We start from the raw sequence: 13,755 nt of genomic DNA, 5'->3' as shown, positions 1-13,755 counted from the left end.
ATGTTCGACGGACTGAAGGACAAACTCAGCGGGTTCACGAGTGACGTCGAGGAGGACGTCGACGACGACGCACTCGAAGCGGAGGACGAACCGGACGCCGACGAGGCTGACGGGGAAACACCTGCCGACCAGGCGGCCGACGCCGAGCCCGCAATGGACGCGCAGCCGTCCGAAAACGACACGCAGGCGGCAGCGGCCGAGCCGACGGCCGAAAGCGACCAGCCACAGACTGGTTCTGAACCGCCGGCCGCTGACTCCGAGGCGACAGACGAGCCAGCCACAGCGTCGTCTACGGCAGTCGAAGACGCGGATGAGGTCCCCGAGGAAGCTTCTCAGTCGGACGACACCGCAGTGACTGATGACGACTCGGCATCCGAAGCCGATTCGGAGTCCGAAGAAGACGATGACGGCGGCCGCGGCCTCGCCGCGAAGGCGAAGCTCATGGCCACCGGGAAGACGGTCATCGAGGAGGAGGACTTACAGAGCCACCTCGACGACCTCGAACTGGCGCTGCTGTCGAGCGACGTGGAGATGAGCGTCGCCAACGAGATTCTCGACGGGGTCAAGGAGAACCTCACGGGTCAGACCCGCCGACGGCTCTCCAGCACGGGGAACCTCGTCCGGGACGCGCTCCGGGAGTCGTTGTACGATGTCATCAACGTCGGCCAGTTCGACTTCGACGAGCGCGTCCAGCAGGCAGACAAGCCGGTCACTATCGTGTTCACCGGGGTCAACGGCGTCGGGAAGACGACCTCGATAGCGAAACTCGCCCAGTACTTCGAGGAGCGTGGACTCTCGACGGTGCTCGCCAACGGCGACACCTACCGCGCCGGAGCGAACGAGCAACTGGAGAAACACGCCGAGAACCTCGACAAGAAGATCATCACCCACGAGCAGGGGTCGGACCCGACGGCGGTCGTCTACGACGCTGTCGAGTACGCCAAGGCCAACGACATCGACGTGGTGCTTGGCGATACGGCCGGCCGACTCCACACCTCGGACGACCTGATGGCCCAGTTGGAGAAGATCGACCGCAACATCGACCCGGACATGACGCTGTTCGTGGACGAGGCGGTCGCGGGCCAGGACGCCGTCAACCGGGCGCGCGAGTTCAACGACGCGGCCGAGATCGACGGGGCGATCCTGACGAAAGCCGACGCCGACCCGCAGGGCGGCGCGGCCATCTCTGTCGCGCACGTCACCGGCAAGCCGATCCTTTTCCTGGGGACCGGCCAGGACTACGGCGACCTCGAACCGTTCGACCCCGAGGAAATCGTCGACAGCCTCATCGGCGAGTAGGACTCGGCCTTCGCGGTTACTTTTGCTGCTACCCCGCGTTCTGAAACGCTACTGTCGACCCTGTTTGTGTAGAACCCGGCGAGTTCGCGCTCTTCCGACGGGAACGCACCGCGTGCGATGCGGCAAATACTGCCACTCCATCGCAGGTGTGGTCGTTTTCGCCGACAGGGGCGCGTTGAAGTCGTTTGGTGTTCATGACTGATCCACACAGTATCGTAGCATGACACCAATGCAGGCAATCGAACGACGCGACGTTTCCGGCGATGTGAGGAATGGGGCTGACAGTGGTCTCGCGGAGGGAGCCACCGATGTCTGATGGACGCTACTGCCGGCAGGTCGCGCCGGCTGATGTCGCACCCGAACTCATCGTGCTGTCGTCGGGTGACCGTGGTCTCCCGGTTGACGAGCCGCGGCTCGTAACTGACGGAGGCGTGCCGGTACCCGATGTCCCAGACGACGGCGGCGACAATTACGGCTACGGGAGTTCCCGCGGGGATGGGGACTGATCTGCCCACTGCGTTCAGGTTATGACGTTGCTAAACGGCGACTGAGCGATTTTGACCGCTAAAACGGCTGTCTGACTCACAATGCAGGGCCTGATATCGTTGCCCCAGGGGCGAAGATACCTATGCGCTCGATAACCGCTCGGGAACAGTACGATTAGTTGTAACTCGGGCCTCGAACCACACTGCAACAGACCGATGTTCGGCTATCGAAGTGTAGAACCACCCGTGAACTGGCCGAAATACCGGACTCGAACCAATCATGGTCTGAAACAGATCGTTTATGTTTGCTTTGCGAACCGGCCCACCTTCGGGTGTTGCTAAGCCGTTCTGTCGGCTCTCCGTCAGACGCTTAGTAGGTCATTCACAAACTGTCCGGCTTCTCTTCGGGCAAACGCTATGGGACGACCCACATCTCGACGGAACGTTATCAAAATCGCAGGCGGCGCACTCGTGGCGCTGGCTGGCTGTAGTGACACTGGCGGTAGCGGTACGGAGACTGGCGGTGGCGGCGGTGCCGAAGCTCCGGGCACATCGACGGCAGCAGAGACTGACGCGATGACGGAAGCCGGTACGGAATCGCAGACGGAAACTGAAGCCCAGACCGAAGAGGGAACCGGGATGGATACTGAGACGGAACTCGGCGAGAACGAAACCGATGCCCTCGGAAACGAGACCGAGATGCCGGATACTGAAACTGAACTGCCCGGCAATGAGACCGACGTACCGGGCAACGAAACCGAACTGCCCGGGAACGGGACCGAGGCCCCGGGCAACGAAACTGAAATTCCTGGAAACGAGACAGATATTCCGGGCAACGAAACGGACATACCCGGGAACGAAACCGAAATACCTAGCAACGAAACCGAACTGCCCGGCAATGAGACCGGCACGGTCGGGAACGAGACAGCGACGACTGGCAACGAAACGACCGCGAACGAAACCGGGGAATAAGCCGCCGTACCAGGTCCTTTTCCCACCGGTTGGGTGAGCTACTCTCGGGCGGCCTCGACGGCGTCGACGAACTCCGCGGCCTGTTCGCGGACGCCGTCCATGTCGTCGTTTTCGATTGCTTCGTAGTTGACCAGCGCCGAGCCCGCGCCGACGGCGACCGCGCCGGCATCGAAGAACTCGTCGACGTTGTCGGCCGAGACGCCGCCGGTCGGCATAATCGGGACGTCGCCGAGCGGACCCTGCAGCGCGCCGATGTGTGCCGGGCCGACCGTTTTCGCCGGGAACATCTTCAGGATGTCCGCACCCGCCTCCATCGCGTCGGCGGCCTCCGTCGGCGTCATGACGCCGGGGATGGCGAGGACGCCCTCGCGGTTACACACGTCGATAACGTCCTCGTTGAGGTTCGGTGCGAGGACGAACTCCGCGCCGGCCTCGATGACGTTGCGGGCGGCGGCGGCGTCCATGACCGTGCCGGCCCCGATGATGGCGTCGGTGTCGTCGAGCGCCTTGTCGACGGCAGCGATCATGTCCGAACAGCGCTTCGCGTCGGCCGTCAGTTCCAGCGCTGTGACGCCGCCTTCGTGGACGGCTGTCGCCACGTCGACCATCTTTTCCTCGGGAATCCCGCGGAGGACTGCCGTGACGCCGCTGTCGACCAGTTCCTGTTGTACCGCCTGTTTGCTCGTCATAGGCGCAACTGTGATGGGGTGGCTGAAAAGCGTGTCTGAACCGCCGAGTCCCTCGCTACGCGTTGGGGTCGTACGGGCGCGCGATATCGGTCGGTGGTGCGCCGACGCCCAGCACGGTAACTGACTCGTCGGCATCAGCGGGGTTGTGCGCGCGGTGTGGGCTCTCCGGCTCGGCGACGAACACCTCGTCGGCCGAAACGACGTACTCCCCGTCGGGCGTTTCGACGTGGAGCGTGCCGTCGAGCACGTAGAACAGTTCCTCGCGGGTCTCGTGGTAGTGGTAGGCCCGCGAGAGGTCTTCGCCGGGTGCCATCTCGTAGGTGGCCGCGTGGAGCGCGTGGAGTTCGGCGGCGTCGGAGACGCCGCGCCGGTCACAGGGGTAGTCCGCAGTTTCCGACAGGTCCTCGGGGTCGATCTGGTGGTAGCCCATACCGTCGGTGGGGGCACCGGCGGGCAAAAGCGTGACCACGGCGGGGCGTCAGGCGAACAGCCAGATCAGCACGGAGAGCGTTCCGATTGAGGCCACCGTCGAGGTGAAGACGTTCAGCGAGGCGAACGCGGCGTCGCCGCCGAGTTCCGTCGTGTAGACGTACGTCGACACCGCTGTCGGGGTGCCGAGCATCACGACCGCTGCGCCCAGCGCCGTCGCGTCCATCGCTAGCGAGGAGTACACCAGCCACGCCAGTGCCGGCATCCACAGCACCTTCAGCCCGACGACGCTGACGGTCTTCTGCAGGTCCGCCACCGGGAGGTCCGTGTCCAGCGTCGCACCGATACACAGCAGGGCGACCGGCAGCGCCAGTTCGGCCGGCGGGCCGAGCGCACCGATGAGTCGCTCCGGAACGGACAGCGACAGGACCGAGGCTGTGATGCCGGCCGCCAGCGCGATGAGCACCGGGTTCGTGAGGAGTTTCTTGCACTCGCCCAGCAGCGAGGCGTCGCTGCCGTTGATGCGGACCAGCAGGAACACCGTCACCGGGACGTGGGTCACCGCGCCGATCCCGAGGATGACGCTGGCGACGGCCGTCGCTTCGCTGCCCATCGTCGCTGCCACGAGCGGCAGCCCGAGAAACCCCATGTTGCTGTGATACGACTGGACGACGGAGACGCTGCGGCGGTCGGGGGATTCCAGCCCCCGGTGGACGAGCCAGCCCAGCGTTATCGTCAGCGCGATGACGGCCCAGAAGCCCCCGAGCAACGCCGGCGAGATAATCTCCCGTAGCGGGCGGTTGTACGTGGACCGGAATATGAGCGCCGGCAGGGCGACAGTAAAGACGAGTGTGGTGAGGATATCCGTCCGCCGGTCGGTCAACAGCCCGAAGTGGCCGGCGGCGACGCCGGCCGAAAGAAAGGCGACCATGAATCCGAGCTGCCCGAGCACGCCCATATTGTCGACCAGTCGGTTCGACCTCTTCACCCTTTCGCCACCGGTAGACGTGGAATTAATCGTGCAGATGTCGCATACAGATAGAACGTCTCGCCCGAAGATGGCCGGAAACGTGAGATGGACCTGCCGGTCTGCCTCGCTCCGATAGCAACGAGCGAATCAGCCCCAACCGAACGGATACGGCAGTCATCCCAGCGGTTAGCGGGCGACAGCATGACAACAAGCCTTTACCCGCGCCGTCGCGTATCTCGCGCTAACAATGGTACTCGACGATCTTGGGAGTTCGCTTCGGGGGACACTCGACGACCTCCGGGGGAAGTCCCGGCTCTCCGAGGAGGACATCGCGGACATCGTCAAGGAGATTCAGCGGTCGCTGTTGCAGGCCGACGTGGACGTCGGGCTCGTACAGGACCTCTCCAGCAGCATCGAGACGCGCGCGCTGGAGGAGGAACCGCCGGCGGGGACGACCCCACGCGATTGGGTCCTGCGAATCGTCTACGAGGAACTGGTCGACCTCGTCGGCGAGTCGACCGAACTACCGCTCGAAGAGCAGACCATCATGCTCGCCGGCCTGTACGGGTCGGGGAAGACGACCACGGCCGCGAAGATGGCATGGTGGTTCTCGACGAAAGGGCTCCGACCGGCCATCATCCAGACCGACACGGACCGGCCCGGTGCGTACGATCAGTCCAAGGAGATGGCCGAACGCGCCGAGGTCGACTTCTACGGCGACCCCGACGAGGACGACCCCGTGAAGATCGCCCGCGACGGGCTGGAAGCGACGGAGAACGCGGACGTTCGCATTGTGGACACGGCTGGTCGTGACGGCCTGAACGAGGAACTCATCGAGCAGATCGAGCGCATCGAGCAGGAGGTCCAGCCCGACCGGGACCTGCTCGTGCTGGACGCGGCGATGGGCCAGAGCGCCAAGAGCCAGGCCGCTGACTTCGAGGAAGCCATCGGCATCGACGGCGTCGTCATCACGAAACTCGACGGGACGGCGAAAGGTGGCGGCGCGCTCGCCGCCGTCAACGAGACCGACTCCACCATCGCCTTCCTCGGCTCCGGGGAGACGGTCAAGGACATCGAGCGGTTCGAGCCCTCCGGGTTCATCTCCCGCCTGCTCGGAATGGGCGACCTCAAACAGCTCACCGAGCGCGTCGAGCGCGCGATGGAGGAAACCCAGGAAGGCGACGAGGAGGACTGGGACCCCGAGGACATGCTGGAGGGGCAGTTCACCCTCAAGGACATGCGCAAGCAGATGCAGACGATGAACAACATGGGGCCGCTGGACCAGGTGATGGACATGATCCCCGGGCTGGGCGGCGGGCTGATGGACCAGCTCCCCGACGACGCGATGGACGTGACCCAGGAGCGGATGCGGGACTTCGACGTCATCATGGACTCGATGACCGAGGAGGAACTGGAGAACCCCCGCGTCGTCGGCCAGTCCCGGACTAGGCGCATCTGCCGTGGCTCCGGCAAGCCCGAGGAGCGGGTGCGTGAACTCCTCCAGCAGCACAAGCAGATGGAGCAGATGCTCAAGCAGTTCCAGGGCATGGGCGACGGCGACATGGAGCGGATGATGAAACAGATGCAGCAGGGCGGCGGAGGCGGCGGTGGCATGGGTGGTATGGGCGGCGGCGGTATGGGGCCGTTCGGCGACTGACGCCGCTTTCTCGGTCCGCGAGACGTGAGACGCGACGTTATTTTTGATGATTGATGTTCGAAATCCGGGCCAGAACTAAGGGTTGGCCCGTCCTACGGACGAAGCGAGCATGTACGAAATTGTCGCTGGGATAGACAAAAGTGAGGCTCGTGGGACCGCCATCGCGGAAGCGATAACCGAGATTCCGATGGACGCCAGCGAGGTTCGCGTCACGCTGCTGCACGACTTCGAGGAGAACCCCGAAGGCGCGTCCGTCGATCAGGTGGCCTCCGTGCGCCGGGCCCGGGAAGTCCTCGAGGAGGCAGGCGTCGAGGTGGCGCTGGAGGAGTCAAGCGGCGAACCGGCCGACGCGATCCTCCGGCTGGCTGACGAGCACGACGCCGACATGATCGTTGTCGCCGGACGCAAGCGGACGCCGACGGGCAAAGTGCTGTTCGGCAGCGTCACACAGAGCGTGATTCTGGGCACGGACCGCTCCGTGCTGGTCTGCAGCGGCAAAGAAGAGTAACGCCGCAGTCAGACGCCGTACACTTCTTCGACCCGTTCAGCGAGCGGCGACGGGTCCGTCCGGCCAGTGATCCGCTCGACGGGCTCGCCGTCCTCGAACAGCACGACGGCGGGTGCCGCGTTGACACCGACCGACTGACAGAACTCCGGGGACCGCTCGCCGGCGAGACCACCGACTGGAACGCCCTCGGGGAACGCGGCCAGCACGTCGTCTAATTCCGCTTTCATCGCTTCGCAGGGCTCACAGAACAGTTTCCATACGGTGACGACACACCGGTCGTGGGCGTCGACGAAGGCCGCGTAGCTGTCGTCGTCTAAGTGTTCGACTGCGTCGGGGACCGGCGTCTCCGGCCCCAGTTCGGTCGCCATCTGTGCCATCGTCGTCAGTTCCACGGAGGTGTAGGAGCCGTCGACGTTCGACCGCAGCGTCAGGAACGTGGCGAACTCCTCGCGCGACACGTCGAGTTCGTCGACCCGCTCGGCTGCTTCGGCGGCCGAATCGAGGCCGAACACGTCGGCGACGGACTCGTGGAACTCCGCGTCGCCCATCGTGACGTAGGTGTCGTAGTACACCCCGCGGTCGGCCTCGAACGCTTCCGTCGTGCTGACTTCGTCCGTTTCCTCGTCGATGACGACGACACCTTCCGATTGCAGTGCGTCGAGCAACGCTTCGGCGGATTGTGTGTTCGACATTCAGACACCTAGGTACTTGTCGCGGGTCTCTTGGTCGTTCTGCAGTTCCTCGGCGGCCCCCTCGAAGACCACCTGGCCGCGGTCCAGCACGTAACACCGGTCGGCGATTTTCATCGCCGCGACGGCGTTTTGCTCGACCAGCAGTATCGTCGTGCCGTCCTCGCTGATGCGTTCGATGGCGTTCTCGACGGACTCGATGATCTGCGGTGCCAGCCCCTCGTATGGCTCGTCGAGCATCAACAGGTCGGTGCTCTGGTGGAGCGCGCGGGCGATGGCGAGCATCTGCTGTTCGCCGCCCGAGAGCGTGCCGGCCTTCTGGGACCGTCGCTCGTCGAGCCGCGGGAAGTACTCGTATATCTCGTCCGTCGACATCCCCTCGTCGCGGAAATCGAGCTTCCGCCGCCAGGTGTTCGACTTGTTGCGGACGGTGTCCGCGAGGTGGAGGTTCTCGGCGACGGTCAAATCAGTGAACACGCGCCGTTCCTCCGGGACCAGCGAGATGCCGCGGACGGCGATGTCCTCCGGCGGGTCGTTGGTGATGTCCGTTCCGTCGAACTGGATCGTGCCGCTCCGGACGTCGGGCGGCGTCGCCCCGGAGATACACCGGAGCGTCGAGGTCTTCCCCGCTCCGTTGCGGCCCAGCAGGGCCGTGATCTCGCCGTCGTCGACGTTCATCGACACGTCCTGAATGATGTGGCTCTCGCCGTAGTAGCCGTTGATGTTGTCCACGTCGAGCAGCGTCATTCCTCGACACCTCCCAGGTACGCTTCCTGCACAGCGGGGTCGTCCTGCACTTGGTCGGGGGTCCCCTTCGCGATGACTGACCCGCGGTTGAGGACGATGATACGGTCGGAGATGTCGAAGACGATCTCCATGTCGTGTTCGACCAGCAGGAACGTCAGGTCGAGTTCATCCTTGACTCGCTTGATAAGGTCGACGGTCGATTTCGTCTCCTCGGGGCTCATCCCGGCGGTCGGCTCGTCCATCAGCAGCATATCCGGTTCGGCGGCCAGCGCAATGCCGAGTTCGAGCCGGCGCTTGTTCCCGTAGTCGAGGCTGGCGGCCTCGTTCTCCCGCTCGTCGTACAGCCCGACCGACTCGAGGACCTCGTTCGCCAGTTCGTCGACCGCCGGATAGCTGTTTTGGTTGCGGAAGAAGTTGAACCGGAACGAACCGTGTTCGGCCGCCAGCGCCGCGATAGTCGCGTTCTCCTTGACGGTCAGTTCGGGGAAGATAGAGGCCGTCTGGAAGGACTTGCTCATCCCCCGCTGGACGACCTCGTGTGGGTCCATCCCGATGATGGAATCCCCTTGGAACGCGATCTCGCCGTAGCTCGGTTCGAGCCGTCTGGTGACGAGGTTGATGAACGTCGATTTCCCCGCGCCGTTGGGGCCGATGAGGCTCACGCCTTCGCCCTGTTCTATCTCCAGGTCCACCTCGTCGACGGCCGTGAGGCCGCCGAACTGCTTGGTGAGCCGCTCCGTCTTGAGGACCGTCATTCGTCCTCACCTCCGACGACCATGTCACGGACGTACTCGATACCGCCCCAGATTCCGTTCGGGAAGAGGACGACAGCGACGACGAACACGATGCCGAGAATGAGGTGCCAGAAGGGCCCCAGCGTCGGGAACCCGCTGACGATATTCTCGATGTACAGGTACAGGCCGGCACCGAACAGCGGGCCGAACAGCGAGCCGACGCCGCCGAGCACAGTCATGATGACGATGCGCCCGGACTCGGTCCAGTACAGCGACTGCAGGGGGACGTAGTTCCCCTCGATGGTGAACAGGCTCCCGGCGATGCCGGCGAAGGCTGCTGAGATGATGAACGCCATCAGCTTGTACCGCCAGACGTCCAGGCCGACGAACTCTGCCCGCCGCTCGTTCTCGCGAATCGCGCGGAACACGGTCCCGTACGGCGAGTGCAGGATGCGGTTCGCCATCGCGACCGACAGCACAGTCATGACGGCCACGAACACGTACAGCATGTTGTCGACCAGCATCGACAGCGGGAACGGCACCCCGCCGTGGATGTCGATGACGCCCAGCAAGTGACCGATATCCACGGAGGTGAACCCGTTCTCACCGTTCGTGAGGAACGCCAGCGGCGACGCCGCCAGATAGAACGACATCTGGCCGAACGTCAGCGTCAGGATGGCGAAGTAGATTCCGCCGCGGCGCAGCGACAGGAACCCGACAATCCACGCCATCAACACTGCAAACACCGTGCCGGCGAGCAGCACCAGCAGCGGCGAGCTGCTCACGCTCGCGCTGAAGATACCGGCGGCGTAGGCCGCGCCGCCGAAGAAGACGGCGTGGCCGAACGACAGCAGGCCGGTGTACCCGAGCAGGATGTCGAACCCGACGGCGAAGATGCCGTAGATGAGTACTAGCGTCGCCAGCTGCGTGTAGCCGTCGAGGAAGTTGTTGAAGAGGAACGGGAAGACGGCCACGCCCACGACCGTGAGCAGCACCGTCGATATCTCCCGGTCGCGGAAGCTGGCCCAGCGGTCGCCGAGACCGCCGGTGACCTCCGCGTCGGCGTCGGTCGCCGCCGTGGCAGTCGCGTCGCGCGGTTCGTCGCTCACGAGACATCAACCTCCGAGCCAAGCAGCCCCTGCGGACGCACAAGCAGGATTATCGCCGCGAGCGCGTAGATGCCGACCTGGCTCCAGGCTGCGTAGCCGGTCTGTATGAGCAGCACCTGTAGCGTCCCGAGCATCAGTCCGGCCACGACAGCCCCTTCTATCTTCCCGACGCCGCCGATGACGACGGTCAGGAACGCCGGTACCAACTGTTCAGTACCGATGTTGGGATTGACATTAGCGAGCGGGCCGCCGACGACGCCGGCCACGCCGGCGAGGGCGGCACCGATGCCGAAGACGACGAGGTACGGCCGGCTCAGCCTGATCCCCAGCAGGCGAACCATCTCGTCGTCGAGGGTACCGGCCTGAACGATGAGGCCGAAGTCAGTGTACTCGACGAGGGCGTACACGGCCAGGACGAGGACTGCCGTAATCACGATGACGCCGAGTCGCCAGCGCGGGAAGTTCCCGACCACAGGCAGCGCGATGGGGCCGGATGCCCACGAGGGCTGTGGGAACGGCTGGCTGTTCCCGCCGAGCATCGCTCTGAGCAGTTCCTGGACGATGATTGCGAGCCCGAAGGTCACGAGAATCTGGTCAGTGTCGGGGCGGTCGTAGAACGCCTGTGCGATGAATCGCTCCATCAGGAGGCCGATGACGAACACGACAATCGGCACGATGACCAGTGCGGCGATGAATCCCAGTCCGATGCCGTACGACTGGATGCCCCATTCTACCAGTTGGCCGTCATTCAACGGAACACTTCCAGTTATGAACAGCCCCAGATACGCACCGATGAGGTACAGCGCCCCGTGGGCGAAGTTGACGAACTTTAGCGTCCCGAGGATAATCGACAGTCCAACCGCGAGCAGGACGTAAATCGCGCCCTGTTGCAACCCATTCAATAAGATGGTGAGGATGTCCGCGAGTAGCGTCACGCCGGATCCCCCCCACCGCACTCTGCTCGTACTCTCTGCGTATTCCTAATCATGCTAGTTTTTGTGTATCAAGTAAGGCAACCTCATGAACTATAAATCATGAGGGACACGGTCCCCTGTCCGGATTCCGTCCTATTCGTCGCCGTATTCGCCGAGTTCGCACTCTGCGGCCGGTCCGGAATCGCACGCGTATCCGACGTCGTCCCGGGACGTGATCTCGACAATGTCGATGAAGTTCCCGTCTGACTGTTCGCTCTCTGGCAGCCCCTGAGCGACCGGAATGTCCCGCTGGGCCTGGTGGTCGCAGGCACGCATCGTCTCCTCGCCCATGCCGATGTTGCTGTACTCGTAGTCCTCCAGTTGGCGGATGACCTCCGGCGGGTAGAACGTGCCCGCACGTTCGGCGGCGGCCGCGTACTGGAGCGTCTGCGAATAAGCGAGCTGGGCCGGGCCGGACGGGACGCGGTCGTACTCGTCCTGGAACGCCTGGGTGAACGCGTTCGACGCCTCGTTGTCGATCTGGGAGTCCCAGGCGATCGTTCCGTAGATGCCTTCGATGGAACCACCGGCGGCCTGTGCCATCGGGCGGTTGTACAGCGGGACGACGAGTTCCATGTCCTCGTCGATACCGGCATCGACGGCCTGCGAGACGGAGTTCGCGCCGTCCAGCCCGTAGTGGTTCAGGACGAGCACGTCCGCGCCGCTGTTTGCGGCCTCCGAGAGATACGAGGAGAAGTCGCTGGTCCCGAGCGGCGTCGGCACGCTGTCGACCTCTTCCCAGCCGATCTCCGAGAGGAACTGGTTCATCGAGTCCTGTTGGGTCTGGCCCCAGGAGTAGTCGGCGTACAGCTGGTAGAACTCGTTGTCCGAGCCGTACTCGCTTTCAAGCACCGGCGCGAGTGCCTGCCCGGTCATGTACGCGTTGAACATCTCCCGGAACCCGTACCGGGCGCAGTCTTTGCCGGTCGTGTCGTTGGAGTGCGTCAGACAGGCCATGAACATGACGTTCTGCGACTGACAGAGGCCCTGTACGGCGATAGCCACTGCGCTGGAAGAGCCGCCCGAGATCATCACCACGTCGTCCCGGTTTATCATTCGCGAGGCGGCCTGTCGAGCGGTATCGGCGTCGGTCGCCGTGTCGCCGTTCACCGAATCGACCGTGTACCCGAGGACGCCGTCGCCGCTGAGGTCCTCGAAGGTGTCCACCCAGCCACCCCCGTTGTTGAGGTGCTTCTGGGCGAGTTCGTACGCCCGTAGTTCGTCCTGGCCCTCTGAGGAGTAGGGCCCGGACTGTGGAACGTTGAACCCGAACGTGACCGTGTCGCCCTCGACCGGGAAGTTCCCGAGCGACGGGTAGTCGTCGCCACCGTCGCCGCCACCGTCGCCACCATCGCCGCCATCGCCGCCACCATCGCCACCGTCGCCACCGGAACAACCGGCCAGTCCCGTCAGCCCTGCCACACTTGCAACGCCCGTACTCTTCAGCAACTGTCGTCGGTTGACCGTACTGCCATTAGTTGGCATGTTCCATACGGTGGTTCAATCTATCATAATAGTTTCGGTAGGTTAATCAACGGTTTCACATCTATGTACTGACAGATATCGGCTAAACGACGATCCGTAGACTTATTCCGATCTGATTGGTTTGCTAGAGCATGGCGAGGAATCTGCGTCGGCAGTTACTCGTCTTCATCGTCGTCGTTACCGCGGGCTGTGGGGGGTTCGGGTTCAGCGGCGGCGACGACTCGGCGACGCCGGTGACGCCCGCCCCGGTGCCGACCGACTCCGCGACCACGTATCCGGCCGGCGTCGGGGCGACAGGCGTCACCAGCCCATCTCTGCTCGGTTCCGCACACGGTGACCGTCTCAACGGAACCGGGTACACGCTGACGATGAACCGGACCGTCAGATATGCAAACGGGTCGTTGCGGTCCCACCTCCGAGTCCAGGTCGCGCTGGACGCGAACCGGACACATCTCGCCAACGTCTCTGTCCGCGGCCCTGCCGCCCCGGTGCTCCTCGGTCGGCCGCCGGCGACCGCGTCGTTCTGGTCCGACGGCGATACGTATCTCCGCCGACTCGTGCGCGACAACCAGACGATCTACAACGAGTACGACCCGCCGGACAGCTACGCCGGAACGTGGCGGTACTGGGTTCACGCCGCCGCGTTGAACGGCCGTCCGGCCGCCGACGTCACTCGGACCGTTGCCCCGTTCCACACCCGGACCTTGCGGCCCCAGCAGTCAGACGGGACCACCTACGTCATCAGGGGGGACCGGCTACGGGAGAACACCTCGTCGACAGCGTGGGCGTCCCGGGAGAACGCGACGCTCGTCGCCCACGTCACGCAGTCGGGCCTTGTCCGGCACTACCGGACCGAGTACACGACGCTCACGGACGGCGACGAACCGGTCACCGTCACCAGAACTGTCAGGTTTACCGCGGTCGGCAACACGACGGTCGGACCGCCGCCGTGGCGTGACAGGGCGCAGTCGACTCCCGGTTGAGGGCGCGCCAGCGCTATCAGGGGGC

Annotated in this window: 15 protein-coding genes; 6 read left to right on the top strand and 9 right to left on the bottom strand. The window is 64.2% G+C overall.

What is annotated here, in order from left to right; all coding sequences use genetic code 11:
- The 3 genes from ftsY (at nt 1) to VI234_RS13700 (ending at nt 2,756) form a co-directional block, all read left to right on the top strand.
- On the top strand, nt 1-1,299 hold the full coding sequence (gene ftsY, locus VI234_RS13710; RefSeq protein WP_336330331.1) for a signal recognition particle-docking protein FtsY: 1,299 nt from the start codon (nt 1-3) through the stop codon (nt 1,297-1,299).
- 308 nt (nt 1,300-1,607) lie between these two features.
- Nucleotides 1,608-1,805 carry a hypothetical protein gene (locus VI234_RS13705; RefSeq protein ID WP_336330330.1) on the top strand — a complete coding sequence of 66 codons (198 nt, stop codon included), beginning with the start codon at nt 1,608-1,610 and terminating at the stop codon, nt 1,803-1,805.
- Between the two features lie 396 nt (nt 1,806-2,201).
- Nucleotides 2,202-2,756 (top strand): hypothetical protein, encoded by a 555-nt coding sequence (locus VI234_RS13700; RefSeq protein WP_008311164.1) that lies wholly within the window; start codon nt 2,202-2,204, stop codon nt 2,754-2,756.
- A gap of 38 nt (nt 2,757-2,794) precedes the next feature.
- Here VI234_RS13700 and VI234_RS13695 read toward each other — a convergent pair whose 3' ends face one another.
- The 3 genes from VI234_RS13695 to VI234_RS13685 are packed head-to-tail and all read right to left on the bottom strand — an operon-like array spanning nt 2,795 to nt 4,832.
- A complete protein-coding gene (locus VI234_RS13695) occupies nt 2,795-3,445 on the bottom strand; it encodes a bifunctional 4-hydroxy-2-oxoglutarate aldolase/2-dehydro-3-deoxy-phosphogluconate aldolase (protein WP_008311163.1) in 651 nt (216 codons plus the stop codon).
- A gap of 55 nt (nt 3,446-3,500) precedes the next feature.
- Complete coding sequence (locus VI234_RS13690) at nt 3,501-3,875, bottom strand: cupin domain-containing protein (RefSeq protein WP_336330329.1); 375 nt, start codon at nt 3,873-3,875, stop codon at nt 3,501-3,503.
- A 48-nt stretch (nt 3,876-3,923) separates the two neighbouring features.
- A complete protein-coding gene (locus VI234_RS13685) occupies nt 3,924-4,832 on the bottom strand; it encodes an AEC family transporter (RefSeq protein ID WP_336330328.1) in 909 nt (302 codons plus the stop codon).
- 259 nt (nt 4,833-5,091) lie between these two features.
- Between VI234_RS13685 and VI234_RS13680 the strand changes: the two genes are divergently transcribed.
- Both VI234_RS13680 and VI234_RS13675 read left to right on the top strand, forming a co-directional pair.
- Nucleotides 5,092-6,501, top strand: coding sequence for a signal recognition particle protein Srp54 (locus VI234_RS13680; protein WP_008311158.1), 1,410 nt, complete (start codon nt 5,092-5,094; stop codon nt 6,499-6,501).
- Nucleotides 6,502-6,610: 109 nt separating this feature from the next.
- Nucleotides 6,611-7,009 carry a universal stress protein gene (locus VI234_RS13675; protein WP_336330327.1) on the top strand — a complete coding sequence of 133 codons (399 nt, stop codon included), beginning with the start codon at nt 6,611-6,613 and terminating at the stop codon, nt 7,007-7,009.
- Nucleotides 7,010-7,017: 8 nt separating this feature from the next.
- Here VI234_RS13675 and VI234_RS13670 read toward each other — a convergent pair whose 3' ends face one another.
- From VI234_RS13670 to VI234_RS13645, 6 genes are all read right to left on the bottom strand, one after another.
- Entirely contained in the window at nt 7,018-7,701 is a 684-nt protein-coding gene (locus VI234_RS13670) for a thioredoxin family protein (protein ID WP_008311154.1), read from the bottom strand.
- Complete coding sequence (locus tag VI234_RS13665) at nt 7,702-8,445, bottom strand: ABC transporter ATP-binding protein (protein WP_336330326.1); 744 nt, start codon at nt 8,443-8,445, stop codon at nt 7,702-7,704.
- On the bottom strand, nt 8,442-9,200 hold the full coding sequence (locus tag VI234_RS13660; RefSeq protein ID WP_336330325.1) for an ABC transporter ATP-binding protein: 759 nt from the start codon (nt 9,198-9,200) through the stop codon (nt 8,442-8,444). The genes VI234_RS13665 and VI234_RS13660 overlap by 4 nt, the downstream gene beginning before the upstream one ends.
- The gene (locus VI234_RS13655) at nt 9,197-10,288 is read right to left on the bottom strand and encodes a branched-chain amino acid ABC transporter permease (RefSeq protein WP_336330324.1); all 1,092 of its coding nucleotides are present in this window, start codon (nt 10,286-10,288) and stop codon (nt 9,197-9,199) included. The genes VI234_RS13660 and VI234_RS13655 overlap by 4 nt, the downstream gene beginning before the upstream one ends.
- Entirely contained in the window at nt 10,285-11,223 is a 939-nt protein-coding gene (locus VI234_RS13650) for a branched-chain amino acid ABC transporter permease (protein ID WP_008311148.1), read from the bottom strand. The genes VI234_RS13655 and VI234_RS13650 overlap by 4 nt, the downstream gene beginning before the upstream one ends.
- A 132-nt stretch (nt 11,224-11,355) precedes the next feature.
- Complete coding sequence (locus VI234_RS13645) at nt 11,356-12,747, bottom strand: substrate-binding protein (protein WP_336330323.1); 1,392 nt, start codon at nt 12,745-12,747, stop codon at nt 11,356-11,358.
- A 131-nt stretch (nt 12,748-12,878) separates the two neighbouring features.
- Between VI234_RS13645 and VI234_RS13640 the strand changes: the two genes are divergently transcribed.
- Nucleotides 12,879-13,730 carry a DUF7537 family lipoprotein gene (locus VI234_RS13640; RefSeq protein WP_336330322.1) on the top strand — a complete coding sequence of 284 codons (852 nt, stop codon included), beginning with the start codon at nt 12,879-12,881 and terminating at the stop codon, nt 13,728-13,730.
- The last annotated feature ends 25 nt before the right edge of the window (nt 13,731-13,755 follow it).

This window comes from Haloarcula sp. CGMCC 1.2071 (genome assembly GCF_037078445.1).
Taxonomy (GTDB): Archaea; Halobacteriota; Halobacteria; order Halobacteriales; family Haloarculaceae; genus Haloarcula; species Haloarcula amylolytica.
This window is presented reverse-complemented; position numbering and strand designations above follow the sequence as displayed.